General features: G+C 60.1%; 28 protein-coding genes. 8 read left to right on the forward strand and 20 right to left on the reverse strand.

Annotated features, from left to right (window positions below):
* Positions 1–65 precede the first annotated feature (65 nt).
* Positions 66–725 (forward strand): ribonuclease HII, encoded by a 660-nt coding sequence (locus GF108_RS11225; RefSeq protein WP_036813274.1) that lies wholly within the window; start codon positions 66–68, stop codon positions 723–725.
* Positions 726–869: 144 nt separating this feature from the next.
* Here GF108_RS11225 and GF108_RS11230 read toward each other — a convergent pair whose 3' ends face one another.
* The 9 genes from GF108_RS11230 to GF108_RS11270 form a co-directional block, all read right to left on the reverse strand.
* Complete coding sequence (locus GF108_RS11230) at positions 870–1,349, reverse strand: F0F1 ATP synthase subunit B (protein ID WP_162737267.1); 480 nt, start codon at positions 1,347–1,349, stop codon at positions 870–872.
* Positions 1,350–1,366: 17 nt separating this feature from the next.
* Positions 1,367–2,005 (reverse strand): F0F1 ATP synthase subunit B, encoded by a 639-nt coding sequence (locus GF108_RS11235; RefSeq protein WP_027230117.1) that lies wholly within the window; start codon positions 2,003–2,005, stop codon positions 1,367–1,369.
* Positions 2,006–2,110: 105 nt separating this feature from the next.
* Positions 2,111–2,338, reverse strand: coding sequence for a F0F1 ATP synthase subunit C (locus GF108_RS11240; RefSeq protein WP_008125314.1), 228 nt, complete (start codon positions 2,336–2,338; stop codon positions 2,111–2,113).
* Positions 2,339–2,407: 69 nt separating this feature from the next.
* Entirely contained in the window at positions 2,408–3,160 is a 753-nt protein-coding gene (locus GF108_RS11245) for a F0F1 ATP synthase subunit A (RefSeq protein ID WP_027230118.1), read from the reverse strand.
* Between the two features lie 59 nt (positions 3,161–3,219).
* Positions 3,220–3,630, reverse strand: coding sequence for an AtpZ/AtpI family protein (locus GF108_RS11250; protein ID WP_051614808.1), 411 nt, complete (start codon positions 3,628–3,630; stop codon positions 3,220–3,222).
* A 599-nt stretch (positions 3,631–4,229) separates the two neighbouring features.
* Entirely contained in the window at positions 4,230–5,393 is a 1,164-nt protein-coding gene (locus tag GF108_RS11255; RefSeq protein ID WP_228019534.1) for a cell wall hydrolase, read from the reverse strand.
* A 151-nt stretch (positions 5,394–5,544) separates the two neighbouring features.
* A complete protein-coding gene (der, locus tag GF108_RS11260; protein ID WP_091919485.1) occupies positions 5,545–7,014 on the reverse strand; it encodes a ribosome biogenesis GTPase Der in 1,470 nt (489 codons plus the stop codon).
* Positions 7,015–7,031: 17 nt separating this feature from the next.
* Positions 7,032–7,712 carry a tetratricopeptide repeat protein gene (locus tag GF108_RS11265; RefSeq protein WP_091949873.1) on the reverse strand — a complete coding sequence of 227 codons (681 nt, stop codon included), beginning with the start codon at positions 7,710–7,712 and terminating at the stop codon, positions 7,032–7,034.
* 144 nt (positions 7,713–7,856) lie between these two features.
* Complete coding sequence (locus GF108_RS11270) at positions 7,857–8,441, reverse strand: NnrU family protein (RefSeq protein ID WP_153668001.1); 585 nt, start codon at positions 8,439–8,441, stop codon at positions 7,857–7,859.
* Positions 8,442–8,588: 147 nt separating this feature from the next.
* Between GF108_RS11270 and GF108_RS11275 the strand changes: the two genes are divergently transcribed.
* Entirely contained in the window at positions 8,589–9,626 is a 1,038-nt protein-coding gene (locus GF108_RS11275) for a polysaccharide deacetylase family protein (protein ID WP_153668002.1), read from the forward strand.
* A gap of 22 nt (positions 9,627–9,648) precedes the next feature.
* On the opposite strand, the gene sbmA (GF108_RS11280) is transcribed toward GF108_RS11275, so the two are convergent.
* Positions 9,649–10,902 carry a peptide antibiotic transporter SbmA gene (sbmA, locus tag GF108_RS11280; protein ID WP_370462131.1) on the reverse strand — a complete coding sequence of 418 codons (1,254 nt, stop codon included), beginning with the start codon at positions 10,900–10,902 and terminating at the stop codon, positions 9,649–9,651.
* A 185-nt stretch (positions 10,903–11,087) separates the two neighbouring features.
* Positions 11,088–12,341, reverse strand: coding sequence for a peptide antibiotic transporter SbmA (sbmA, locus tag GF108_RS11285; RefSeq protein WP_370462132.1), 1,254 nt, complete (start codon positions 12,339–12,341; stop codon positions 11,088–11,090).
* A gap of 162 nt (positions 12,342–12,503) precedes the next feature.
* On the opposite strand from sbmA (GF108_RS11285), the gene GF108_RS11290 reads away from it, so the two are divergent.
* The gene (locus GF108_RS11290; protein ID WP_153668004.1) at positions 12,504–12,917 is read left to right on the forward strand and encodes an ACT domain-containing protein; all 414 of its coding nucleotides are present in this window, start codon (positions 12,504–12,506) and stop codon (positions 12,915–12,917) included.
* Here GF108_RS11290 and GF108_RS11295 read toward each other — a convergent pair.
* Positions 12,914–14,080 (reverse strand): YbfB/YjiJ family MFS transporter, encoded by a 1,167-nt coding sequence (locus tag GF108_RS11295; RefSeq protein WP_153668005.1) that lies wholly within the window; start codon positions 14,078–14,080, stop codon positions 12,914–12,916. The two genes, GF108_RS11290 and GF108_RS11295, sit on opposite strands and share 4 nt — an antisense overlap.
* 140 nt (positions 14,081–14,220) lie before the next feature.
* On the opposite strand from GF108_RS11295, the gene GF108_RS11300 reads away from it, so the two are divergent.
* Positions 14,221–14,580 (forward strand): helix-turn-helix transcriptional regulator, encoded by a 360-nt coding sequence (locus GF108_RS11300; RefSeq protein WP_153668006.1) that lies wholly within the window; start codon positions 14,221–14,223, stop codon positions 14,578–14,580.
* Positions 14,577–15,056: an SRPBCC family protein gene (locus GF108_RS11305; RefSeq protein ID WP_153668007.1), complete on the forward strand. Its 480-nt coding sequence runs from the start codon at positions 14,577–14,579 to the stop codon at positions 15,054–15,056. Before GF108_RS11300 ends, GF108_RS11305 begins: the two co-directional genes overlap by 4 nt.
* Before the next feature lie 6 nt (positions 15,057–15,062).
* Here the strand turns inward: GF108_RS11305 and GF108_RS11310 are convergent, their stop codons facing one another.
* The 8 genes from GF108_RS11310 to GF108_RS11345 form a co-directional block, all read right to left on the reverse strand.
* The gene (locus GF108_RS11310) at positions 15,063–16,091 is read right to left on the reverse strand and encodes an Ldh family oxidoreductase (RefSeq protein ID WP_153668008.1); all 1,029 of its coding nucleotides are present in this window, start codon (positions 16,089–16,091) and stop codon (positions 15,063–15,065) included.
* Positions 16,088–18,118 (reverse strand): ABC transporter ATP-binding protein, encoded by a 2,031-nt coding sequence (locus GF108_RS11315; protein ID WP_153668009.1) that lies wholly within the window; start codon positions 18,116–18,118, stop codon positions 16,088–16,090. The genes GF108_RS11310 and GF108_RS11315 overlap by 4 nt, the downstream gene beginning before the upstream one ends.
* Positions 18,111–18,992: an ABC transporter permease gene (locus GF108_RS11320; RefSeq protein ID WP_091949861.1), complete on the reverse strand. Its 882-nt coding sequence runs from the start codon at positions 18,990–18,992 to the stop codon at positions 18,111–18,113. Before GF108_RS11320 ends, GF108_RS11315 begins: the two co-directional genes overlap by 8 nt.
* Positions 18,989–19,957: an ABC transporter permease gene (locus tag GF108_RS11325; RefSeq protein ID WP_153668010.1), complete on the reverse strand. Its 969-nt coding sequence runs from the start codon at positions 19,955–19,957 to the stop codon at positions 18,989–18,991. The genes GF108_RS11320 and GF108_RS11325 overlap by 4 nt, the downstream gene beginning before the upstream one ends.
* A 54-nt stretch (positions 19,958–20,011) precedes the next feature.
* Complete coding sequence (locus GF108_RS11330; RefSeq protein ID WP_153668011.1) at positions 20,012–21,673, reverse strand: ABC transporter substrate-binding protein; 1,662 nt, start codon at positions 21,671–21,673, stop codon at positions 20,012–20,014.
* A 172-nt stretch (positions 21,674–21,845) separates the two neighbouring features.
* Complete coding sequence (locus GF108_RS11335) at positions 21,846–23,030, reverse strand: mandelate racemase/muconate lactonizing enzyme family protein (protein ID WP_153668012.1); 1,185 nt, start codon at positions 23,028–23,030, stop codon at positions 21,846–21,848.
* Positions 23,031–23,032: 2 nt separating this feature from the next.
* Positions 23,033–24,139, reverse strand: coding sequence for a mandelate racemase/muconate lactonizing enzyme family protein (locus GF108_RS11340; RefSeq protein ID WP_370462133.1), 1,107 nt, complete (start codon positions 24,137–24,139; stop codon positions 23,033–23,035).
* 49 nt (positions 24,140–24,188) lie between these two features.
* Positions 24,189–24,908 carry a GntR family transcriptional regulator gene (locus GF108_RS11345; RefSeq protein WP_091950265.1) on the reverse strand — a complete coding sequence of 240 codons (720 nt, stop codon included), beginning with the start codon at positions 24,906–24,908 and terminating at the stop codon, positions 24,189–24,191.
* Positions 24,909–25,056: 148 nt separating this feature from the next.
* Between GF108_RS11345 and GF108_RS11350 the strand changes: the two genes are divergently transcribed.
* Genes GF108_RS11350 through GF108_RS11360 form a run of 3 tightly spaced genes read left to right on the forward strand, consistent with a single transcriptional unit; the run spans position 25,057 to position 26,226 of the window.
* Positions 25,057–25,389: a hypothetical protein gene (locus GF108_RS11350; protein ID WP_153668013.1), complete on the forward strand. Its 333-nt coding sequence runs from the start codon at positions 25,057–25,059 to the stop codon at positions 25,387–25,389.
* 16 nt (positions 25,390–25,405) lie between these two features.
* Positions 25,406–25,690: an acylphosphatase gene (locus GF108_RS11355; protein ID WP_153668014.1), complete on the forward strand. Its 285-nt coding sequence runs from the start codon at positions 25,406–25,408 to the stop codon at positions 25,688–25,690.
* A gap of 14 nt (positions 25,691–25,704) precedes the next feature.
* Positions 25,705–26,226, forward strand: a complete 522-nt coding sequence (locus GF108_RS11360) for a histidine phosphatase family protein (RefSeq protein ID WP_153668015.1) — start codon at positions 25,705–25,707, stop codon at positions 26,224–26,226.
* Positions 26,227–26,229 lie beyond the last annotated feature (3 nt).

Consider the following 26,229-nt stretch of genomic DNA (forward strand, 5'->3'; position numbering starts at 1 on the left):
TAGCCTACCCCATCGCTACCTGAGGACTTGCAGAGAATCAGAACGAATGCGAGTTTCGTCGCAACATGGCTCGATCGCGTTCTGATTCTCTGCTTCTTCCCCTGGAGCCGGTCAAACCGGACTTTACCAGCGAGCGTAAGCTCATGCGCAGCGGCGTCGAATATATCGTCGGCATCGATGAGGCCGGGCGCGGTCCGCTGGCCGGCCCGGTGGTCGCCGCCGCGGTGATCCTTAACCCGAAAAAAATTCCCGATGGGCTCGACGACTCGAAACGTTTGACAGCGCAGCGACGCGAGGAACTTTTCGATATCATTACAGCCACGGCGCTCTCCTGCGCGGTGGCCAGCGTTTCGGCGCCGGCAATCGACGCCACAGATATTCTGAAAGCCGCGCTCGAGGCGATGCGCAGGGCGGTTTGCGGGCTCGCCATTCAGCCCGGCCATGCACTGATCGACGGACGCGACGTGGCGCCCGGCTTGCCCTGCCCTGCAACGGCACTGATCCGGGGCGACCAGCGATCGGTGTCGATCGCTGCAGCATCGATCCTTGCCAAGGTGACGCGCGACCGCATGATGACCCAGACGGGCAAGTACCTGCCGCTGTACGGGCTCGAATCGCATGTCGGCTATGCCACCGAATATCATCGCAATGCCATGGAAGCCCATGGCCCGGTCGTCGGATTGCACCGCTTCAGTTTCTCGCCTCTCAAGGATCGGCAGGTCTAGAGCGCTGCCTGTTTGGATAGCGCCGCTACCAGAGACCGGATTGCTTGGCACATCGGAGCGCACCATCTACCGCTCTCCCGCACCTATAGCGGCAAACAAAAAAAGCCGCCCGGAGGCGGCTTCTCGACAGGCATTCAACCAAATTTAGTTGAGGCGTGACTTTACCTCGGACAGCGAAGACTTGAAGAGGTCAGCCGACGTTTTTGTATCGACCTTGTCAGCGAGAACCCTGCTCGCTGCTGCAACTGCAACATCGACAGCCGTGGCGCGAACCTCGTTGACCGCTTCGACCTGGGCCTGGGCAATCTTCTGTTCGGCCAGTTTGTGGCGGCGTGCAATATATTCTTCGCTCTTCTTCTTGGCTTCCTCAAGCAGGCCATGTGCTTCGCGCTGGGCGATTGCCACGATCTCGCCGGCTTCCTTTTCGGCGTCCTTGCGCTTGCGCTGAAATTCAGCGAGCAGCGACTGGGCTTCTTCACGCAGGCGGCGTGCCTCCTCAAGCTCGTCACGGATACGATCGGCGCGGCTGTCGAGCGACTTGCCGACGACACCCGGGACCTTGAGGTAGACGATCAGCGCGAGGAAGATGATCAGGCCTACGAGGGCGTAAAATGTTGCGTCCAATTCCATTATCGTTCTCCTCAGCCCCGGACGGCTTTGACAGCGGCAGAGACGCTTGCCTTGTCGACATTGCCACCGATGATCTTGTTGACGATCTCGGTCGCCGTGTCCTCGGCAATGGTTCCGACTTCCTTCATTGCCTTGTCCTTGATGGCGGCAATGCTGGCTTCGGCTTCGCTGAGCTTCTGTTCGAGTTCGGCGGTAATCTTCGCCATTTCCGAATCGGACTTGGCCTTGGCTTCGTCCTGCGCGGTCTGGGCGATGGAGCCTGCCTTCTTCTTGGCGTCGGCAAGTTCCTGCTCATAGGCGGCGAGAGCTTCGTCCGAATCCTGCTTCATGCGGGCAGCCTGATCGAGATCGGTCGCGATACGATCGCGGCGCGTCTCGATGATACCGCCGAGGCGAGGCAGGATCACCCGAGAGAGGAAGAGGTAAAACGCCGCGAATGTCAGTGCGAGCCACAGAACCTGGGAGGCGAAGTGGGTCGTATCAAAGGGCGGGAAGACAGCCTTCTCATGCGCCACACCGGTTTCGGTATGGGTTTCGGTTGCATGAGCGTCAGGTGCCGCAGGAGCGGCCGTCCCGGCAGCGCCATGCGTATCGGTCTGAGCGACGATTGTTTCCGTTGTGGATGCGGCATGCGCCGAAGACACAAACATATGTTGTCCCCTTGGGTTCGGGCGTTTCCCAAATCAGCAAACTGGTTTGCTGCATAAGATTACTGGCCGCGCGCAGCGCAGCCAGTAACAGTGCGCTGTCGTGAATTAAACAGCGAAGAGAAGCAGAAGAGCAATGAGCAGCGAGAAGATGCCCAGAGCTTCGGTAACGGCGAAGCCGAATACCAGGCGGCCGAACTGGCCGTCAGCTGCCGACGGGTTGCGCAGTGCACCGGAGAGATAGCTGCCGAAGATATTGCCGAGGCCGAGGGCCGTGCCGGCCATACCAAAACAGGCGAGACCTGCACCGATGTACTTTGCTGCTACCGGATCCATATTAAACTCCTTTGGATAGAATTCTCATTGATAGATTTGCATTTGGCGGAGACCGCCGGTGAAGTTTTCTCAGTGACCGCCAGGATGTACTGCGTCGTTCAGGTACATGCAGGTGAGCACGGTGAAGACGTAGGCCTGAAGGAAAGCCACCAGGAATTCGAGGCCCGTCAGGGCGACCGTCATGGCGAGCGGCAGGATCGAGCCGCCAATGCCGAGAGCGCCGAGCGCGCTCATCGAGGCAACGAAGCCGGCAAAAACCTTCAGCGTGATGTGGCCAGCAAGCATGTTGGCGAAAAGACGAACTGAAAGGCTGATCGGACGGGAGAGGAACGAAATGATTTCAATCGGCACCACGAGCAGAAGCAGAAGCTTGGGAACGCCGGACGGTACGAAGACGCCGAGGAACTTGAAGCCATGCTTGGCGAAACCATAGGCCAGCACGGTACCGATGACGAGGATTGCGAGGCAGAATGTAACGATGATCTGGCTCGTGACCGTGAAGAAGTACGGAAACATGCCGAGCATGTTGGCAACGAGCACGAACATGAAAAGCGAGAAAACGAACGGGAAGAACTTCATTCCGGCGCTGCCAGCCGAATCGCGCAGCGTCGAGGCCACGAACTCGTAGGCCATCTCGGAAACCGACTGGAGGCGGGTCGGGATCAGTCCGCGGTTGGACGAGGTGAAATAGAGAAATGCCGAAGCGACAGCAACAGTCGCGACCATGAAGGCCGACGAGTTGGTGAAGGAGAGGTCGACTCCACCCACATCAATGGGAATCCACTTGTTGATATGGAATTGATGAATCGGATCGTTTGACACTCTAACCTCGTCTGTAATGTCTCTACTTGCGGGTCCAGTCTTGCGACCTTGGCCGAAGCCTATTCCGGTTTCTTGGTGTCCGAACCCTTGCCGAGCTCCGCACCTTGGTTCTCCGCCACACGTCCCGTCGAGCGCAGGATGTTCAGCGTTCCAGCACAAAAACCAAGGAGGAGCAGCACGATCAGCCCCCAAGGTGAAGTACCCAAAAATCGGTCAGCTAACCAGCCCAACCCCGCACCAGCCAGAACGCCGGCGATGAACTCGCTCGACAATTTCACGGCCTGCGCGACACCGGAGGCGGTTTCCGTCCCCTTGTCTTGCGAACTGGGCTTGAGACCTACACCCCTGGCAGCCAATTTTGCCGCCAGAGAGCGACTGCGACTCTCCAGTTCATCCGAAGTCAGTCTGCGTCCAGCACCCGGCGTGTCACCGACAGGACCTGACTTATCGGGTTCTTTCCCGTTGGCCAATGGCATGTCCTTTACACGCTGAATGCGAGGCTTCACCCCCGCTTCGAAGTCGCGCGCAACATATTGTCCCGATCCGCGCTAGTCAAGGCGCTGGAAGGAGACTCTCAAGGGTAATTTTCACCGTAAAATTCAATATGTTAGGCAAATATGACTTTATGTCTCACCTCTTTGGCGAAAATTCGGGTTCGAATCCTCGCCGATCGCCGCCCGTTGAGCATCTGTTCTGCCGTGCACCAACCAGACGCACGCCCCGCAACAGGCATTCGCAACCCTGCGTTTCTTGCGGGCAACAGCGAACTTTCCGATAAATGCGGCACCGACAGTTTGAGGGGGAAGCAGGTGCGCCGAGCCAGCCGGCGTATCGAGGAGGATGGGCCGCTTCGACCATGGCAAAGGCCTTGCCCTCGAACTTGGAGGTGAAGCATGTGGTTCAAGCCACTTAGCATCACCCTGATTATGAAAAGAACCCGGACTGGCTGGCAAGTCACGATCCGGGTTCAATTCAACTAATCAGGAACGGGGGGCGGGCGAAAGCTCGTTCCCCACTCCAAGAGCAATATAGCAGTTCTCGCACCAATTCCAAGACGACGAAAGTCGGATCAAATCCAGCCGCCGCCAAATGTGCGGTAGAAGATGTGCGCGCCGATCTTGTCGACCCGCTTCATTGTTCGCGCCCAGTTCGGGCGAACATAGACTGCATGGTAATGGGTGGCGGACCCAACTTCAGGCAGGAAAATCTGTCCGGATGTCACGGCCTGCGCCACCTGCTGCGCTACTTTCCATTCCCTCGGCTCCGTGACGTGGAGCTTGCGGCCCTCGCAGGCGAACGAGAACTGGCAGCGATTGATCCAGTCATCGTTCTGGTAGACGACGCCGCAAATCGTCTTCGGATAGGCCGGGTTGCGCACGCGGTTGAGAATGACCTGCGCCACTGCCGCCTGTCCCTTGATACTCTCGCTGCGCGCCTCAAAATAAATGCCTGTCGCCAGGCATTTTTGTTCTTCCTTGGTGAAAACGACGGGAGGCAAAGGCGTTGCCAGCCAATAATGGTCGCCGGCACCGAGCTGCGGGACAAATCGTCCCGGCGATTTCGGCTCGTTCAGGATCGAATCGAACGGCGAGGTCTTCGAATAATCCGGCGTCGCCGGCGCGTAGCCAAGTGCCAGAACATCAGGCTTGTCATTATTGACGAGGCTCGCAAGCATTGGTGGCATGTCGGAAGCCGGCTTTTCCGCAGCCCGGTTGTGAAATGCGAGCGCGATCTGAAATTCCTTGCCAGCGATATTCGGCTTGGTGAATGCCATTGCGACTTCAATATCCTTGGACGGGCGAACCAGCATGCTCTGGCGCTGAAGGATCGAGCCGGCGTTGAAGGCTTTCGGCGGCGCCTTCTTGCTGATCGAAACGATTCGCCCCTGCTTTTCGGCGCGGTTGATCCGCTCCTCGTCCGGAGTGGCGCCACGCGACTTCTGCGTACCCTTGATGGCGATCGGACCGATGCCGGGCGCATCGACACCGCTTGCAGGAATCGAACCCGTGATCGCCTTTTCATCGACGAACGACATGTTGGCCTTCTGGATTGAACCTGCCGGCGATTTTTCGAGATAGGAACTCCAGCGCCCCTGCCCCGATTCGGATCCGGAAAGGAGGCTCGTCATATCCTGATATGCGGTCACGGTCGGGGAAAAGAGATAAAGCGCCGCGCCAATGAGCAAAGGCGCCGTATAGCTCTTACCGGTCTGGTTGGTTCGCAGGGAACGCAATGCCCGCACATACTCAGAGAAACGCACGCCGATAACCCCACTCAAACCGAACAGTTCGAGCTAAAAAATGAAGCATTAACCTTGATGGAGAGTTAACGGCGCAGGCAGAAGTTTAGCGAACGGGCCCACGCCGGATCTTATCCGGCGATCCTCAGCGCTTCTTCCTGGCGCGGCCCGCGAACGGATTGTCGGATGCGCGCAACACAACGCGAATCGGCACACCCGGCATGTCGAATGTCTCGCGCAGGCCGTTCGACAGATAACGCACATAGGATGTCGGAAAGGCTTCCGGGCGCGAACACGAGATGACGAAGCCCGGCGGGCGGGTCTTGACCTGTGTGATGTACTTGATCTTGAGGCGGCGTCCGGCAACAGCGGGCGGCGGATGATGCGTCGTCACACCCTCGAGCCAACGATTGAGACGGCCAGTGGAAATGCGCCGGTTCCAGATTTCGTCGGTGGTGGCGACGGCCGCCATCAGCTTGTCGATGCCCTGATTGCGTTCGCCCGAAATCGGCACGGCGCGAATGCCGCGGATTTGCGGCAGCAGGCGTTCCGTCTTCTCGCGGAGATCGGCGAGCACCATCTGGCGGTTCTCGACGAGGTCCCATTTGTTGAAGGCGATGACCGGGGCGCGACCTTCGCGAATGATAAGGTCCGCGATCTGCAGATCCTGCTTTTCGAAGGGGATCGTCGCATCGAGAACGATAATAACCACTTCGGCAAAGCGAATCGCACGCAGTGCATCGCCGACCGAGAGCTTTTCAAGCTTGCCCTGGACGCGGGATTTTCGGCGCAGCCCAGCCGTATCGAATAGCTTGATCTTGCGGCCTTTCCATTCCCAGTCGACCGAGATGGAGTCGCGGGTAATGCCGGCTTCCGGTCCAGTCAGCAGACGGTCTTCGCCAAGCATCGTATTGACCAGCGTGGATTTGCCGGCATTCGGTCGGCCTACAATCGCAATGCGCAAGGGCTTCGACGAATCGTAGTCGGGGACGTCCTCGGCATCCGGATCGTCAATATCGTCGCCGATCAGATCCGCCGATGGCCCAGGCGCAGCCGGAATGCTGACAGCGACTGAATCATCTGCGTCTTTTTCAGCATGTTCGTCCGGGAAGACGCGCTCTTCGCCCATCGCCTCGATAATTGCGTCGCGCAGATCGGGAAAGCCCTGGCCGTGTTCGGCCGATATCGGGCAAGGCTCGCCAAGGCCGAGTTGCCAGGAATCGTACATCCCGGCCTCTGCGCCACGCGCTTCCGCCTTGTTGGCAACGAGAACTACGGGCTTGCCGGAACGGCGCACGAGATCGGCGAATGTGACGTCGGTGGGCGTGACACCCGCCTTGGCATCCACCAGGAACAGAATGAGGTCAGCTTCGCCGATGGCGGCTTCGGTCTGCGCGCGCATGCGGCCTTCGAGCGATTCGCTCGGCATTTCCTCAAGGCCGGCCGTGTCGATCACATCGAAATTCAGATCGTACAGCTTGGCCGAATGAATGCGCCGGTCGCGGGTCACGCCCGGCAAATCGTCGACGAGTGCCAGTTTGCGACCGACAAGGCGGTTGAAAAGCGTGGACTTGCCGACGTTCGGGCGCCCTACGATGGCAAGGGTGAAACTCATCCGTTCGGTTTCCTGTCTCAGCCGGCTGTTGCAGCAGGCGCCGCACCGGTGCTGCGCAACATATCCAGCATGGTATCGGCGAACTGGCGAACATTGGCGGGAGCCGACTTGTCGTCGGCGATCTGTTGGAACAGCTTGGCGGAATCGGCGCCGCGTCCAGCCTTCCAGGCTGCAAGACCCAGCGCCTCGCGCGCGGAGTGACGCATCGGGCTTGAATCGGAAGACAGCGTCTCGACGCGGCTTGCCACGTCCTCATAGGAACCGGTGTCCACGAGAATGAAGGCAGCGCGCAGCTTGGCAAGATCGCGAATGGCCTGCGGGATCGAACTATCGGCGGAGACCTTGTCGAAGGCGGCGACCGCGCCGGCGGTGTCGCCCTTCTGGGCAAGAACGCCTGCGGCGCGCATGCGTGCGAGCACTGGATAGGCGCCATAGCCATCCTTCTCGAGTTCATCGAGCGTCTTGAGTGCGTCGTCGTTCTTGCCGTCCCGAACAAGGTTGAGCGCAGCCAGGAACTTGTCGCCCGATTGCGAAGCCTGCCTCTCGGTCCAGTATTCGTAGAAGGAGAAGGCCGCGGTGCCGACGACGATTGCCACTACGCCGCCGATGAGCAGCGAGCCGTAGCGTTTCCAGAAAGCCTTCACCTTGTCGGAACGCAGTTCCTCATTCACTTCACGGAAAAAGCCGTCGTCAGTCATAGTGCCTCTTGGTTCAGCTTGCGCCAAAGTACAATTGTTAAAAACGCGGTGCAGCAGAGCCGCCCGCGCATGGAGTTCAGGCGCTTTTAGTCGGAAAACTCAAAGGATGTAAGTGGCAAACGAAAATTAGGTCATCTCCGCCGGTTACATCGGCTGAACGCCGATCAACAAAGCGTGCAATTTCCACACGAACAGGCCGTAGAGTACGACGCCAATGACGACCGCGATAATGTCGTTGGACACCGGGCCTGCCACAATGTTGGGGGCGCTAACGAGGCCGGCGCGCTCCTGCCGCTTGATGGCAATCCTATCGGCCACCGCCCAGGCGAGGAACGACAGGAACAGGATCAGCGAGGCCAGATCGCCGTTGGCAAGAAGATGCGCCAATGCCCATGTCTTGATGGCAATAAGCATCGGGTGCTTGAGCGCGGGTTTCATCCTGCCGGGCTTCGCGATGAAGACGCCGAGGAAGATCGCGGCAAACAGCATCAGGAGACCGGCGATATGCTTCATGAAGACCGGTGGTTCATAAAGGATCGGGGCGTCGGGACGGGCAAGGCCGTATCCCCAGACCAGGAGGAAGAAGCCGGCAAGCGAGAGTACCGAATAGAAGCCCTTCCATTTGTTCTCGCCCCACTGCTCGATCTTGGCGAGCCGCCATTGCGGCGCAACGATGCGGACCGAATGAACGCCGAGAAAAACAATGATCCCAAGAATCAGTACCAGCATGGCCGCCCTCCCCGAAAGATGCCTGAGACTATAGCGGCACTGGAATAGTTCCAAGCTGATCGGTTGCGGTGGATCGCCGCGTCCGATCATCGCCACAATTGCCCTGTAGCGACGTTATTTCCCTTCCCGGAGCCGCGTTACCCCATCATGCGTTCGACCATCCTCGCCGCCGCATCCATGAGCCTGTTGTTTTCGATGCCGGCCTTGGCCGACGGCGGCGTGGCGGCGCGCGATACGCCGGGCACCAAACCGCAATATGTGCTGATCTCGTTTGACAATTCCGGCAGCAACGAGCTCTGGGATCGCAGCCGCGCACTCGCGCAGCGCAGCAATGCGAAGTTTACCTATTTTCTTTCCTGCGTCTTCCTGATCGACCAGTCGGACCGGAAGTCCTATCAGGCTCCCGGCCAGGCGCCGGGCCGTTCGAACATCGGCTTCGCCACATCGAAACAGGATATCGCAAAGCGCCTCGACAATATCTGGCGGGCGCGCAACGAAGGCAATGAAATCGCGAGCCATGCCTGCGGGCACTTTGACGGCAAGAACTGGACAAAGGCGGACTGGCAGCGGGAACTTGTCACCTACAAGCAGGTGCTGACCGGCGCCTGGGCGAAATATGGAAGCGATGCGGAGCCCGAAGGCTGGAGGAATTTTGTCGCCGACGAGATACGCGGATTCCGCGCGCCCTATCTTTCCGAGGGTCCCGCGCTGATATCGGCGCTCCGCGATCAGGGTTATGCCTTCGACGGCAGCGGCGTTTCGCGGGGGCCGGCCTTGCCGGTGCATTCGAGCGGCATCTATCAGTTCGGGCTGCCGACGATCAGCGAAGGCCCGCAGAATCGCCCGGTGATCGCCATGGACTATAATCTTTACGTTCGCCATTCGGGCGCGGTGGAGCGCCCCGACCAGTTGAACGTGTTCGAGGGCCGCGCCTATGACGCCTTCAAGGGCGCTTTCGACCGGCAATATCAAGGCCAGCGCATCCCCTTCCAGATCGGGCTGCACTTCACGCTGATGAATGGCGATGCCTATTGGCGGGCGCTGGAGCGCTTTACCGAAGAGGTCTGCACCAAAGCCGATGTGCGGTGCACGACGTACAGTCAATATTTGAAGGAAACGGGCGGTGTTGCCATGCCTCTTGCCCGGGCGGAAGTCTCAAAACCCACCGCAAAGGGCGGCATCTGAGCCGCCCCTCACTTCGTCAGTCTCAAGCGTCTTCGGTCTGCGTGCGCAGGTAGTTCTCGTCGATCGACGGCAGCGGCTCGTCATATATCACCGCCTCGAAGGCGCGCAAGCGCTTGTAGATCGATATAAGCTCGACAATGGTCGTCCACGAATTGACGAGGTACTGGAACGACGACGTTACCTGCGAGAAGGCGCCGCTGATCTGGTTCATCGTCCCGAGCGTGATCTTGCCCGCGACGATCGAAGGGATCAGCACGATCAGCGAGAAGATATTGTCGGTCTGCAGGTAGAGATAGCGGGCAACGTTGAAGTACATATAGTGGAAATAGAGCCGGAAATAATTGCGCCGGACATTGGCGAAGAGCTCCCTCACCACTGGCGGTTGCGCGCGGTCGTCGTGATCCTCGCCATAGACGAGTTCCTTGCGGTAGGCAGCTTCGACACGCTGGTTGCGAAACTGTAGTCCCGGCAATTTGACGCCGACGCCCGCGAGCACCACCGTTCCGAAGATCGACCAGAAAACAGCGGCAAAGACCAGCGGATGCGGCACTTCGCCGACGATTGGCAGTTCGGTGATATTGGCCGAAAGCGCGATCAGCACCGGGACGAAGGCAATCAAGGTCATGAAGGAATCGATGAGCCGGACGCCAAGCCCTTCCATGGTTTCGGCAAAGCGCATCGTATCTTCCTGCACACGCTGCGAGGCACCTTCGATATGGCGAAGCTGGCTCCAGTGCGACATGTAGAATTCGTTCATCGCGGTGCGCCAGCGGAAGATGTAGTGGCTGACGAAGAAGGCGAGAAGCACGCTGACGGTCACCCCGACGAGGGCGACGCCGAGGAACTGGCTGACGCCCTCATAGAATTGTTCGTAGGTAACCGGCGCGGACTTCGACACTGCCGTCTGGATGAGATTGTAGAACGGTCCGTACCAGTTGTTGACGGCGACGCTGACCTGTACCTGGAAATAGGTGACGAACAGGATGAAGGCCGAGCCGAGCACCGACCAGCGCTGCCAGCGGTGCGGGGAGAACCAGGCCCAGAATGCGGCGAAGATAACGACGACGATGGCAAAGTAGATATAGAACCAGATGAACGGCGTCGACCAGAAGCTGGCAATGCCGATGATCGGAGGCGCATCGGGCGCCGCCGGCGGCAGGCCGAACCGGGCCCCAAGCTGTTCGCCTATGGTAAACCAGAAAAGGACGGCGAGGAGCGACCAGAGCACTGCCGAAATGAAGAAGAGCTTCGGCCTTGGGAAGAATGAAACGAACACAGTGACACGTTCTCCGTGTGAAAAGTTGCGCAATTCATAGTTGTTCTGAATTGCACTTAACAGCACGAATTGGTCAAACATCGCTCAACAGCGATTAAATTGCTGTAATGATCTGGCGACTGGAAAGTGAGGATGGCGAGGCCACAGGCGGGCGATTTGCAATCGCCCGCCTTTACCGGAATGCCTCAGCTGTTCTCCGACTGCGTCGCCACATAGGCCTGATCGATTGCCGGAAGCGGTTCGTCATAGATCACCGCCTCGAAGGCGCGCAGGCGCTTGTAGATCGATATAAGCTCGACGATGGTCGTCCACGAATTGACGAGGTACTGGAACGACGACGTTACCTGCGAGAAGGCGCCGCTGATCTGGTTCATCGTCCCGAGCGTGATCTTGCCGGCGACGATCGAAGGGATCAGCACGATCAGCGAGAAGATATTGTCGGTCTGCAGGTAGAGATAGCGGGCGACGTTGAAGTACATATAGTGGAAATAGAGCCGGAAATAATTGCGCCGGACATTGGCGAATAGCTCCCTCACCACCGGCGGTTGCGCGCGGTCGTCGTGATCCTCGCCATAGACGAGTTCCTTGCGGTAGGCAGCTTCGACACGCTGGTTGCGAAACTGTAGTCCCGGCAATTTGACGCCGACGCCCGCGAGCACCACCGTTCCGAAGATCGACCAGAAAACAGCGGCAAAGACCAGCGGATGCGGCACTTCGCCGACGATTGGCAGTTCGGTGATATTGGCCGAAAGCGCGATCAGCACCGGGACGAAGGCAATCAAGGTCATGAAGGAATCGATGAGCCGGACGCCAAGCCCTTCCATGGTTTCGGCAAAGCGCATCGTATCTTCCTGCACACGCTGCGAGGCACCTTCGATATGGCGAAGCTGGCTCCAGTGCGACATGTAGAATTCGTTCATCGCGGTGCGCCAGCGGGAGATGTAGTGGCTGACGAAGAAGGCGAGAAGCACGCTGACGGTGACCCCGACAAGGGCGACGCCGAGGAACTGGCTCACACCCTCATAGAATTGCTCGTAGGTAACCGGCGCGGACTTCGACACTGCCGTCTGGATGAGATTGTAGAACGGTCCGTACCAGTTGTTGACGGCGACGGTAGCCTGCACCTGGAAATAGGTGACGAACAGGATGAAGGCCGAGCCAAGCACCGACCAGCGCTGCCAGCGGTGCGGGGAGAACCAGGCCCAGAATGCGGCGAAGATAACGACGACGATGGCAAAGTAGATGTAGAACCAGATGAATGGCGTCGACCAGAAGCTGGCAATGCCGATGATCGGCGGCGCATCGGGCGCCGCAGGCGGCAGGCCGAACCGGGCGCCAAGCTGTTCACCTATGGCAAACCAGAAGAGCAATGCAGCAAGCGACCAGAGCACGGCAGAAATAAAGAAGAGTTTGGGCTTGGGAAAAAACGATACAAACACGCGGCGCGTTCCTTATACAATCTACAGCAATTTATGGTTGTAAAATCAGTTGGTTAGATAATACTCTTCTTAAACCTAGTGCACGGTGTCTGCAGTTAGGCAAGGCTCGACGTTTACTTTTGCCCAGGTCGCTGGTTGCATGAGGGAACAATGGAGGACGCGATGGTTGGTGAAACGGATCTCGGCAAGCTTCTGGCAACGATGCGTCCGGTTCTCGCCGAGGGCGTGTATATGTTTGCGACCATCGCCAAGAGTGACCCGGCCCCGGCTGGCGTCGAGCCGGTGATGATGTTTCGCGAGGCGGAAGGCCTGACGCTGATCGTCGATGAAGCCATCGCTAAGCAATTCGGGCTTCCAGCGATATTCCGATCGCGGATGATAACGCTCGACGTTCACTCCTCGCTGGAGGCCGTCGGCTTTCTGGCGGCGATCACTGCTTGCCTTGCGAAGGCCGGCATGGGCGTCAATCCGGTCGCCGGCTATTACCACGATCACCTGTTCGTGCCGGAAGATCGCGCCGAGGAGGCGATGAACTTGCTGCACCAATTGGCGCAGGACGCCGGCCGAACCAGCTAGCGGCCGCCCTGCCCGCGGCGCGCCGAATAGGCAAAGGCTGCGGCAATGATGAGGCTTGCCGCCGCGGCGAGCGTCGCGAAGATGAAGTCGCCGGTGATGTTGGCGAGGTAGCCGCCCACGAGCGGACCGATGATCTGGCCGATACCGAAAGCCGCCGTCATTACGGCCATGACCTTGCGCGGCGAATGCGGCAAGAGTACCCGGCCCGCCTGGAAGCCGAAGGCGGTGATGACGATGAATGTCAGTCCGAGCAGGAGACCGCCGATTATCGGACCATAGGGCGCCGGCAGGACGACGCTTGCCGCAACGCCGATCGCCTGCACCGCGCATCCGAGCGCAAGGGCGATGAACGGGCCGGTCCGGTGCAGAAGCGGCGTCCACAGCCAGACCGATACCGCCCCGGCGAGGCCGGTCAGGAGCCAGACCAGCGCCTCCATCCACGGCCCGCCCTGGCTGGAGCGCACGATGGCGATGATGAAGGTTGCCGTAATGATGTAGCCAAAGCCGAATATGCCATAGGCGACATTGATCTTGATGAAAGCGGGGGTCCAGGCAAGCGGCGGCTCCTCTACCGCGGCGCCACTGCGAACGGGACCGGTCCTGATGAGCATAAGTACGGCCAGGAGGCCCAGTAGCGAAAGGATCGCAGCGCCAATCCAGTCCTCCCGCCAACCATAGCCATTGGCGGAACTGAAGGCGACGAGCAGCGATGAAACGGCAATGCCGGTGCCGACCCCGCCGAAATGGATCGCCTGCAGGTCCTGGCGGGTGGCCGCGGCAAGGTGGCTGAAGACGATCGTCGCCGCAAAGACCAGCATAAAGGCGCTGGCCATGCCGGCAAGGAACCGCACCAGCGAAAAGACGATGACGCCATCGCTTATGCTCATGATGAAGCAGAGCGCGGCACTCGATGCCAGCGCGAGGTAGACGAGCGGCCGTTCATAGCCGGACCACCAGCTGAAGCCCGCCACCACCGCGCCGAGCAGATATCCCACATAGTTCGCGGAGGCGATAAGGCCCGCATCGCCCGGCGACAGGCCGAGATCGCTCATCATGCCCGGCAGGATCGGCGTGAAGATGAAGCGGCCGATACCCATGCCGACGGCCATGGCAACAAGCCCGCCAAGCGCAAGCCGGACGGAGGGTGAGGTCTGCGATTGCATGGCGGGACATTATCGCTGCAGTGCACACTGACAAGCCAATAAATTTGATGGTTGGGTTATTTGCGGCGATCGATTGCAACCGGCTTGCCAACACTTAGGAAATATCCTAAGTGTTCATCCGCAAGGAAGGAGGTGCGATTATGTTTGGTGCTACCCATGGCGCTGCACAAGCGATGGCGCCGATAGACGGCATCTTCCGCGCGCTTTCAGACCCGACGCGGCGACGCGTGCTCGAACGGCTTGGAAACAGCCCGGCTTCGGTCAGCGAACTTGCAGCGCCATTCGATATGGCGCTGCCCTCCTTCGTCGAACACCTCAAGGTGCTCGAAGGGTGCGGCCTCGTGCGGTCGGCGAAAACCGGCCGCGTGCGAACCTACCGGCTCGAACCGGAGCCGCTGCAATTGATCGAGGATTGGCTCGCGAAGCAACGTTCCCTCTGGGAACGCCGCCTCGATCAGCTCGACGACTATCTCATTCAACTCAAGGAGCAGGATAAATGACGCAGCTACCCGCAATAAATCCGGAACTCGATCTCGTTCTTGAACGTGTTGTCGATGTGCCGCGCGAGCTTGTATGGAAGGCCTGGACGACGCCCGAACATATCGTCAAATGGTTCACGCCGAAGCCCTGGCAGACCACCGATTGCGAGATCGATCTTCGGCCGGGCGGCGTGTTCCGGACGACCATGCTCTCCCCCGAAGGCCAGTCGTTTCCGAATGTCGGCTGCTATCTCGAAGTCGTTCCAAATGAGAAACTGGTGTGGACCGATGCGCTGCTGCCCGGCTATCGCCCGTCGGAAAAACCCTTTTTCACCGCCTATCTGACGTTGGAACCCGAAGGAAGCGGCACGCGCTACCGGGCCATCGCGATCCATCGCGACAGTGCGGGCAAGAAGCAGCACGAGGAGATGGGATTCCACGATGGCTGGGGCACCGTGCTCGACCAGCTGGTCACTTATATCAAGAGCGAAATGTAACTCGGCCTATTTAGCCGGCATCGGCGAGCCGTCGCGCGCATAGCGCTCGACGGTCGCCACCACGGCGGCCGCCAGCGCTACACCGTTGGCATGCTGGCGGCGTGCTTCGAGACGCCGGTCGCCCGGAAGCCGCACGGCAGGCGTTTCCTTGACCGCCGTCAGCATCTGCTCGAGCCGGCCGGCGAAGCCGGGCCCGGCAAACATGTCGGGATCAATGGCGATGATGAACTGGCCCGTGCGCGGCGGCCCACCTTCGCAATCGCCAAAGGATGACGCTTCATAGGACCAGTGCGCGCCGCCAAGACCGGCAGCAAGAATATCGACCATCAGTGCAAGCCCGAAACCCTTGTAGCCTCCGATCGGCAGAAGACTACCCTCCATCGCAGCGGCGGCATCGTTGGTCGGCACGCCCTGCGCATCGATAGCCCAGCCGTCAGGCAGCGGCACACCGCGATTATAGGCGTCGATGACGGCCACCCTGGCAACGACGCTCGATGACTGGTCGATGACCAGCGGCGAATGCCCGTCACGTGGGACGGCAAAAGCGAGCGGATTGGTGCCGAAGAACGGCGTCTTGCCGCCGAAGGGCGCAATCGAGGGTGAGGCATTGGCCGTCATCAGCGCAATGAGCCCCTCGGCTGCAAGATCCTCGACAAAATAGCCGAGCGACCCGCAGGCATAGGAATTTGTGACCGACAGCGCCGCAATGCCCGATTGCCGGGCCGCATCGATGAGCGCCGGTAGTCCGAGCGCGATCGCCGGATGGGCAAAGCCGGTGCCGGCGTCAACGCGAATCGCAACAGGCGACAGTTGCTCGAGGCGCGGCTGCGCATGGCCGTCCACCTTCTTGCAGGCGGCATGGTCGCAATAAGTCGGAAGATAGGAGAGGCCGACGATCGCCTGTCCGTCACGTTCCGCCGCCGCGATTGATTTTGCGACCGCCGCCGCATTCTCCGGAGCAACGTCAGAGGCGATCAGGGCCCTCGCCGCGAGCGTTTCGATTTCGTCATAGGTCATCACCCTCTCGTCGCTCATGCCGGTATCACCTCTTGCTTCTTTTGCAGCCGCGCCAATTCCTCGAACGGAATGTGGCAGCGGATCCTGTGTTCGGGTTCGGAATCGAAGAGCGGCGGCTCCTTTTCCTCGCAGATCGCGCCGATCTTGCGCGGGCAGCGCGTATGGAAAACGCACCCGGAAGGCGGATTGACGGCGCTTGGAATTTCCCCGTCGAGCCGGACGCGGCTCGGTTCGGTCTCGTCGAGCTTCGGTACGGCCGAAAGCAGCGCTTCGGTATAGGGATGGTGCGGCCCGGAGAACACGCGTTCGGACGGGCCGATCTCCATGATCCGCCCGAGATAGAGCACCGCGATATGGTCGGACAGGTAACGAACGACGGCGAGATCGTGCGAGATAAAGATGTAGCTGACATGCTCCTTTGTCTGCAGATCGGCAAGGAGATTGAGGATCGCCGCCTGCACCGACACGTCGAGCGCCGAGGTGGGCTCGTCGCACACGACGATGCGCGGATCGCCGGCGAAGGCGCGGGCGATTGCCACACGCTGTTTAAGGCCACCCGAAAGCTGGCGCGGCTTTACGCTGAGATGACGCTCTGTCAGCCGGACAGAGCGGACCAGCTCGATGAGGCGTTTTTGTTGCGCCGCGCCTTTCAGGCCGGCCAGCGTTTGCAAGGCACGGCCCATGATGTGGCGGATCGAATGCGCGCGATTGAGCGCTGAATCGGGATTCTGGAAAACGATCTGCATCGCCTTGACCTGATCGGCACTGCGGCTTTCGAGTTTCGAGGCAAGCGGCTGGCCATCGAGTTGCATCGAGCCGCCGGAGTCGGCCGGGACGAGACCTAGGAGGAGCCGGGCAAAGGTTGTCTTGCCGCTTCCCGATTCCCCGACGAGGCCAAGGGTCTGGCCCGGCATCAGATCAAGGGAAACGTCGTTGACCGCACGCAAGGAGTGGCCATGGGCAGCATAGGTCTTGTTGAGGTCCTTGATGCGCAAGACCGGCTCCCGGCCATGGGCCGCCGGCGCTGCTGTAATGCTTCCCGGCGTCGTGCGCGGCAGGTCCTGCGCGCGTTCGTAGTAGTGGCACCGAGAAAGGCGGCCACCGAGGTCGTGCAGCGGCGGCAGTTCATTATGGCACCGGCTGTCGGCAAGGGCGCAGCGATCGGCAAAGGGACAGCCGGTGATCGTTGCGCCGGGCGCCGGTAGAAATCCTGGAATTGTGTCGAGCCTGATCTGGTCCTTGCGCTGGCCGCCCCGCGGCAGGCAGCGCAACAGTGCCACAGTGTAGGGATGGCGCGGATTGTTGAAAACTTCCGCGGTCGTCCCCTCCTCGACAAGCATGCCGGCGTAGAGAACGCCGACGCGGTCGCACATGCGCGAGACCACCGCGAGGTTGTGGCTGATGAAGAGGATCGACGCCGAAAGTTCCTGCCTGAGCTTGGCAATGAGGTCGAGCACCTCCGCCTCGACTGTCGCGTCGAGGCCGGTGGTCGGCTCATCGAGGATCAGCATTGTCGGATCGCTGGCGAGCGCCATGGCAATGCCGACGCGCTGCTGCATGCCGCCGGAAAGCTGATGCGGATAGCGCTGCATGACCCGTACCGGATCGGAGATACGGACGCGGTTGAGCATGGAGATGGCCTGATCGACCGCAGCCTGGCCGGAAATTCCGCGCAGCTCGAAAATCTCGGTCATTTGCCGCCCGATGCGGATCGACGGGTTCAGCGCCTTGCCGGGATCCTGATAGACCATCGATACGCTTTCGGCACGCATGCGGCGCAGCGACTCGTTATCGAGCTTCATGACATTGTGGCCGGCAAGGGCGATTTCGCCGGCTGTGATGACCCCGTTGCGGGGAAGATAGCGCACGACAGACAGGGCAACCGTCGATTTGCCGCAGCCGGATTCGCCGACAAGGCCGTAGGCTTCGCCCGGGCGAATGGTAAGGCTCAGATCGCGCAGCACAGCGCGGTTGCGGCCGCCAACCCGATAGGCGACGGAGAGATGATGCAGTTCGAGCGCATTGGGTGTCGATAAGTCAGTCATTCAAGGCCCCCTGCACGCCGTCGGCCACAAGATTGACGCCGATCACCAGCGAGGCGATGGCGAACGCATCGAAGAGCACGGTCCACCAGAAGCCGCCGCCGATCATCCCGTAATTGCTTGAAATGCTCAGACCCCAGTCCGGCGATGGCGGCTGGATGCCGAAGCCCATGAAGCTCAGCGTCGCAACCGCGAAGATGGCATAGCCAAGACGCACGGTGGTCTCAACAAGGATTGGCGGTATGACATTGGGAAGAATTTCCACGAACATCGTGTGCAACGCACTCTCGCGGCGCAATTGCGCCGCCGCGACATAGTCGAGCTCGCGCTCCGACAGGACGGCCGAACGTACGGTGCGGGCGATGATCGGCGCAAAGCTCAGGCCGATGACGATGATGACCGTGGTCTTCGACGTTCCGAGCGCAACGATGGCGAGCAGTGCCACGATCACGACCGGGATTGCCATGAACGCCTCGAGGATGCGGCTGATCACATCATCGACAAGCCCGCGGAAATAGCCGGTGAACAGGCCGAGCGTTGTGCCGGCAATGGTGGCCAGCAACGTCGCCAGCGGCGCAACCGTCAATATATCGCGCGACCCGACGATGACGCGCGAGAACACATCGCGACCGAGCTGGTCGGTGCCAAACCAGTTATCGGCGGAGGGCGGCATGAGCGCGTTGATAATGTCATCCGCCAGCGGATCGTGCGGCGTGAAATATTCGCCGAAGAGCGCACAGAGGACCCAGAAGACAACGATGACAAGACCCGTGATGAAAGAACCGGAGCGGCCGAGCGCCGCCACCACTTCCATTGCGGGACTACGCTTGATGGGCGGTGCGGGCAGGTCGGGCTGTTTGATATCGGTCGCCGTCATTGATCGGTCCCCAGTCGGATGCGTGGATTGAGGACGGAATAGAGAAGATCGGCAATCAGCGTCGCCACCGCATAGACGATGCCGATCGTCAGGATGCCGGCTTCAAGCACTGGGAAATCCTTGCCGCGTGCGGCCGTGAAGATCAGCGAGCCGATGCCCTGATAACGGAAGAGAGTCTCGACCACGACGAGCCCGCCAATGAGGTAGCCGGTCTGGGTGGCGATCACCGTGATCGTCGGCAGCAGCGCATTGCGCAGCACGTGCCGCCAGATGACCGTATGCCAGGGCAGGCCCTTGAGGACGGCGGTGCGCGTATAGTCGGCATCGAGCGCCTCGATCATGCCTGATCGCGCCATGCGCGCGATGTAGCCGAAGAGCACGAGGAAAAGCGGCAATGCCGGAAGGATCAAATAGTAGATTTGGGTGAAGACGCCCGAACCCGGCGGCCAGACGGCTGCGATGGGCAGCCAGTTCAGCCAGACGCCGAAGAGTAGAATGAAGATGATGCCGGTGACGAATTCCGGCAGAACGGTTGCCGAAAGGCCCCCCAGGCTGATGATGCGGTCGATGGGCCGATTGACATTCAGCGCGGCGATGATGCCGCCGAGAATGCCGAGCGGCACCACCATGATGAAAGCAACGAGCGCAAGCTTCATCGAATTGCCGAGGGCATCGATGACGAAAGGCGCAACAGGCGCCCGGAAAATATAGGAAGTGCCCATATCGCCTTGAACAAAATGGGAAATCCAGTCCCAGTATTGTACAAGCAGCGGCCGGTCGAGGCCGAGCGAATGGTTGAGCGCGTCGACGGCACGCTGGTCGGCGAGCGGTCCCAATATGGCTCGCCCGACATTCCCGGGCAGCACCTGCCCTCCCAGGAACACCATGATACTGAGCAGGAACAGGGTTACGATCGAAAGGGCAATGCGCTTCAGCAGAAAGGAAAGTATGGCTCTAGCTCCCATGTTAGCCAGCTCCACCTGCGCGGAGCTGGCTGTTGCAGGATGTCCGTTCCTCCCTTACGCCTTCGAGGCGCGGTCGAGATAGTTCTGCGACATTGCCGTCGGCTGTACGCCGGAAACGCCCTTTGCCGTCGCCGTGAGGTAGTCGAAGAAATAGCCGAAGATGACCGGCGTTTCATCGAGCAGCAGCCGCTGTATCTTGCCGGCCGTCTCCTTCTGCGCCTCAAGGTCGAGCGCAGCGATGTATCCGGCAGCGAGCGTATCGTAGTCCTTGTTCTTGAAGTGCGCCGAGTTCCACGTTCCTTCGCTCTTCAAGGGCGCGGAGAGGTAGACGTTCGGCACGCCGCGATGGCCGTAGTCGGTGATGCCCATGACGGAATCGAGCCAGTTGGACTTGCCGAACACCGCATCGCCGTAATAGGCGCCCTGATCGAGAATGTTGAGCTGGAGGTCGATGCCGATCTCCTTGACCGCATTCTGGATGAGCTGGGCATATTCCGGAATCTCAAGATAGCGCTCGGTGGTTAGCGTAACCTTGAAGCCCTTGCCGGCCCCAGCCGCCTCCATCAGTTCCTTGGCCTGCTTCAGATCCTGCTGGCGCTGCGCAACCGTCGTATCCGTTGACGGAAAGGCCGGCGCAAACGGGCTGTCATTGCCAAGCGAGGCACGACCGCGCATCAGGCCCTTTTGCAGCTTGTTGCGGTCGATGCTGAGCGCTACGGCGCGGCGCACCCGGGGATCCTTGAACGGGTCCATGTCCGTGCGCATGTGGACCTGGTGATGGGCCACGGATTTCAGGCTGATGATTTCGACGTTCGGATCTGTGAGTAGTGCGACGCCGGCAAGCACCGGCATCTGGTTGATTACGTCCACCTGACGACCCTGAAGCGCAAGGATCATCGGCTGGATATCACCGAAGAAGGTGAATTCCGTCCGTGCCGGGAGTGCCTTTTCGCCCCAGTAGTCCTCATTGCGCACAAAAGATGCGCCGACCTTCGGCGTGTACTTCTCCAGCTTGAACGGCCCGGTACCGTTGAAGTTCTTCTCGAAATCACCCTTGTAATCGGCAGGAATGATGATCGCGTTGTAGTTGTCCGACGACACCATGTAGGGGAAGTTGCCGTTTGGCGCGTCGAGATGGAACTCGACCGTATAATCGTCGATCTTCTTGGTAGCACCCTTCTGCAGGAACCCGGTAAAGACCGAAAGCGCATTGGACGAGTTCGCCGGGTCGGCGAGGCGATCGATACTCGCCACGACGTCGTCGGCCTTCATCTCGCCGCCGCTGTGGAACTTGACGCCCTTGCGCAGATTGAAGGTCCAGACATCACCCTTGTCATTGGGCTTCCAGCTCTCGGCCAGCATCGGCTTCAGGACGAGATCCGGGCCATCGAGGCACAGGAACTCGCCGCACTGCTGCAACATGAGGAGGCCGCCGGCATCGGCGACGCTGACGGGTTCGATGGCTGCGGCAGGCACGCTGCTGGCAACGCGGATCGTCGCTCCGGCCGTGCCTTGCGCGCGCGCAAGACTGGGCATGCCGCCCATCCCAGCGGCAAATCCGACGCTGCCGAGGAAAGGCAGGGACAGGCCAAGCAGGCTGCCGTGACGAATGAATTCTCGGCGGCTTACCCTGCCGTCGACCAGGCCGTCGATGAGATGGTTTTCGAGATCGGTCCGGCCGCGCCGGAGCATATCGAGGAACTTATAGTTTTTCATGGCTTCTGCTCTTTCCCCTGGATCATGTTTTAACCGGACGATGAGTTAGGCAGCGCTCCTGGTCGCCGAGTTGCCGGATCGTCCGTGACCGACAAACTTAAGATGCCTTTTCCTCCGATCGCGTAATGCCCGGTCTTGGCGCCGGGTCAGGCAGCAAGCGAAAATTCTCCTTTCAGTTCAGCGGCAAGCGCCGGTAGGTACCGGGCTTCGCAGGGTCGTGATACTTGTTCTTCGGGCCGTTCTCTGCAAAATCCCTGTGGCAGGCAGCAAGGCGGTCCCGATCGAGTGTAACCCCCAGTCCCGGCCCTTCTGGCACTGGAACGACATTGTTTCGCGGTGAAAACGGCCCTTCCTCGATGACGTCGGTGGTTTGCATTCGGAAAAGCGACTGATTTGGCTCCCTTATCCAGCCGAGCGCCGCGCAGAGGTGAAGGTAAGCGGCGCTGCCGACGCCCGAATCGCCGCTATAGCACCAGAAATCGATGCCGGCGTGTTCGCAGGCGCCAATGAAGCGGACGAGGCGGCCGATGCCGCCGTGGGTCGCGGGGTTGCCGACAATCGCGTCCGGCACCCGCAATTCCATGGCGCGGGCAATGTCGATGTTGTGCGTCGAGAACGGTATCGAACAATGGCGACGCAATTCACGCATTTCCTCGATTGTCGCGACAGGATCTTCCCAGTTGCGAACGTTCAGTTGTTCCAAGGCTCGCACAAGTTGCCGAGCAGTTGCAAGTGAATAAGCTTGGTTGGAATCGATTCGCAGCATCACGTCGTCGCCGAGCTTCTTGCGGATGAGTTCCAGCATACGCAGCGAGACCTTCGGGTCTTCGGTCGAGAACTTTCCCTCGAAAAATGTGGTCCCAAACTGCTCGTTGAGCTCGACGCAATAGTCGGCAACTTCCTCCGGTGTCTTCTCGCCAATCTTGGTCGCGCCATCGCCGCGCAGGGAGAAATAATCGGTGAAAGGTATCTCCTTGCGCACCGCCCCGCCGAGCAATTGATAGAGCGGCTGGTTCCAGGCCTTGCCACGTATGTCCCAGAGCGCCATCTCGATTGCGCCAAAGGCGAGGATGCGCGTGCGATCGTTGATGCTCTGGACGCCGGTCCAGAACGGGAGGCAAACGTTCTCGGCGCCGGCAATATCGATCGGATCGCGCCCGATCAGGCGAGGCGCCAGCGTGTCATTGATGATCGCGGCGACGGCCGAACTCGGCGCTTCGCCGAGCCCGATAATCCCATCATCGGTTTCGACTTCAACGATGGTTGGCGAAAAGCCATCGAGTTCGCCGAACACCCAGACATAGGGCGCTTCGAGCGTCAGGTTGATCGGGGTTGCGGTAATGCGGCGGATTTTCATTGTCAGTGGCTCAGTTCGAGAAACGGCTTGCCGAGGAGATCGGGATCAACATCGATGCCGAGCCCCGGACCGTCCGGCACGCCCATGCGGCTACCAACGACGGGGGGCGCGTTGCGCGCAGTGCGAACCGTTACCCATTCGTGAAAGGCTATGGCATGCATGCGCCGTTCTTCTGGCGTCGACAGCGAGAGGTGGGCCATGGCAGCGGTATCGACCTCGGCGCCGCCCGTGTCTTCCACGGTGATCATGAAGCCGAGATCAACCGCGAGGTCGCGGATCTGGCGGGTCTTGGTCACGCCGCCGAGCCGCGAGATCTTGAGGGTCAGTCCGTCAGCCGCGCCCTTGCGATGAATTTCGAGCATCTGTTCGAGCGAAGTAACCGATTCATCGAGCACCATGGGCTTATCGAGCGAACGGCGGACGGAGAGGCAATCGTCGATCGCGAGGCACGGCTGCTCCATCGTGTAGTCGATGGCGCGTGTCGCATCGGCGAACTGGCGTGCCTGATAAGCGGTCCAACCGCCATTGGCATCACAGAAGATCACGGTACCTTTCGGCACCGCGGCAGCGACGGCGGTGACCCGCTCGATATCGTCGTGGACCTTGCCGCCGACCTTGACCTGCAGGCGATGAAACCCTTCGCCGACGATGCGCCTGGCAAGACCAACCATCGCGTCGACGGAGCCGTGGGTGACGACCTTGTAGAGATCGGCCATATCGCTTTCGCGGCCGCCGAGCATCGTCACCAGCGGCACTTCGGCGCCGCGGGCCGTGAGGTCGCAGCAGGCCATGTCGAAGGCCGCCTTGATATAGGGGTGGCCGTTGAAGACAGTATCCATCAGGCGGTTTATCTGCGCGAGCCCGCGAGGATCCCTGCCGAGCAGATGTGGTGCGATTTCCGGAACCCCTGCCCTGGCGCCTGCGGCAAAGGCAGCCGAATAGAAGTTTCCAAGCGGCGCCATTTCGCCCCAGCCGGTCGCCCCGGTGTCTGAGGTAATGGCCACGAGGACTGCATCGAAACCGTCCGCACCACGCCCCTTCGACATATTGTAGCGGCCGCCGACGAAGGGCTGCATAAGACTGTAGGCTTTGATGGACTTGATCTGCACGATAACCGTTCCCGTGTTCTTTTGTGTGGAGAGCGCCTCCGGTCCGCGCTCAATTGTCGAGGCGTTTGCGGCTCCCCGGCTTCTTGGCGGCCTGCCTCTCCTCAAGCCCGCGCGCGAAAGCAACAAGTTCCTCAAAATCGAGGGCGATGTGCTCACGGGCGTGCCGCTGCGCCGCTTTCATGTCCTTGCCTTTGAGAAGACGGACATACTCCTCGTGCACGTCGAGCGAGGGCACCGGTTCGTTGCGTGCCCGTTGATGCAAGGCGAAATACATCTGCAGGCGGCTGGTGAGGCGCTGCCACGTATCCAGCAGGAGCGGGTGATCGGCCCATTCATAGATCAGGCCATGCAGTTGCAGCGCCGTCTCGATCTGCCTGGTCGTGTCGATGTCGAGGGTCGCCTGCTTCACCGCAGCATGACGTCTGTCAAGTTCGGCAAAGAAAACCTCGGTGCGGAGCGGCCACGTTCTTTCGATGGCAAATTCGTCGAGAACCTGGTTGAGCGAATAGGCATCTTCGATATCCTTCGCCGTCACTTCGATCACAAATGTGCCCGCATAGGGGATGCTGGTAAGAATGCCCTCCTGGACCAACTCACGCATGGCTTCGCGCAAGGGGGCGCGGCTCACCCGCATCTGCTCGGAGATGCGCAGTTCGTTGAGTTTCTGGCCAGGTTCGAGCTTGCCGGTAAGGATCGCCCGTTTGAGCAGGCTGACGATTTCGGCCCTGCGGGTCGTATCGACAATGGGGTCAAAATCCGTAGCGCTCATGGATGGATCCTCGTTCCGAAGCAAGAAAATCAGATTGTCGACAATATTGCAATCGAGAACTCGCACCATTAGCATCGACATGTCGATCTGACCGCTTTAACAGCAGACTGACCGAGACGTAACACGCACCTATCGACCGGAGATCGACATGACCTTGACGGGCTTTTTGCAGCTCACCGCTTCGACATTCACGTTCCTGCTCGCCGCAACCTGCGCAAAGGCATGGGCGCTGGCGCCGAGCAATGCGAAGCTGGTTCTAACCATTGTTCTCTATTCCGTCGGCAATCTCATCATGCTGCGCCTGGTGCGCGAGTTCGGCATGGCATCGGCTTTCAGCCTCTCGGCTGTCATCCAGCTTATTGCGGTTAATCTCATCGCGCTGGTTTTCTTTGGCGAGAAGCTGTCGATTGTTCAATCCTTCGGCATCATCTTTGCTATACTTGCGGTCGGACTGATAACATTCGGGGCCGCCACCGAATAATCGGCAGGGAGGCGCGATGCCGGAGGAGCATCAGGCGAAGCTTATTCGCATATCGGGCCGCGTACAGGGCGTGAGCTACCGCGTCTGGACGCGCATGGAAGCGCGAAAGCTCGGATTGGGGGGCTGGGTCCGCAACGAACCGGACGGGAGCGTATTGGCCTTTATCGAGGGGCCGGACAATGCGGTATCCTCGATGCTCGATCGGTTCTGGCAGGGTCCGCCCGGTGCGTCGGTAAATTATGTCGTGTCCGAGATTGCGGAGCCGAAAAATCTCTCGGGGGAATTTCGGATAACGTCGTAAATGCGAGGACTTCGATGCGCAGGCTCATCCTCTTTCGGCACGCAAAATCGGAATGGCCGGCCGGCGTCGAGGACCATGAACGGCCGCTCGCCAAACGGGGCCGGCGTACGGCGCCATTGATGGGTGCGTTCCTCGCGCGTCAGGATCTGCTTCCCGATCTTACCCTCGTTTCCACCGCGCGACGAGCCATGCAGACTTTTGAACTGGCATCCGCCGAATTTGGAGCAAAATTCGACTGGAGGGCAGAGCCGCGCCTTTACGATGCCCCCATTAACGCACTCCTCGACGTTGTCAGGCAGGCACCCGCCACCATCTCGACCCTGATGCTCGTCGGCCACAATCCCGGCCTTGAAGAATTCGCACGTCAGCACGTCGCTGGTGGGCCCGAACCCGATCTTTCGCGGCTGCGCGAAAAATTCCCGACCGCCGGCATTGCCGTGATCGATTTCAATGCCAAGGACTGGACAGCTGTTGATACCGACCGCGGCGAACTCAAGCGGTTCGAGACGCCGAAGTCGCTCGAAGATACAAACTAAAAA

Origin of the sequence: Phyllobacterium sp. SYP-B3895, assembly GCF_009647635.1 — a bacterium.
GTDB classification, from domain to species: domain Bacteria; phylum Pseudomonadota; class Alphaproteobacteria; order Rhizobiales; family Rhizobiaceae; genus Phyllobacterium; species Phyllobacterium pellucidum.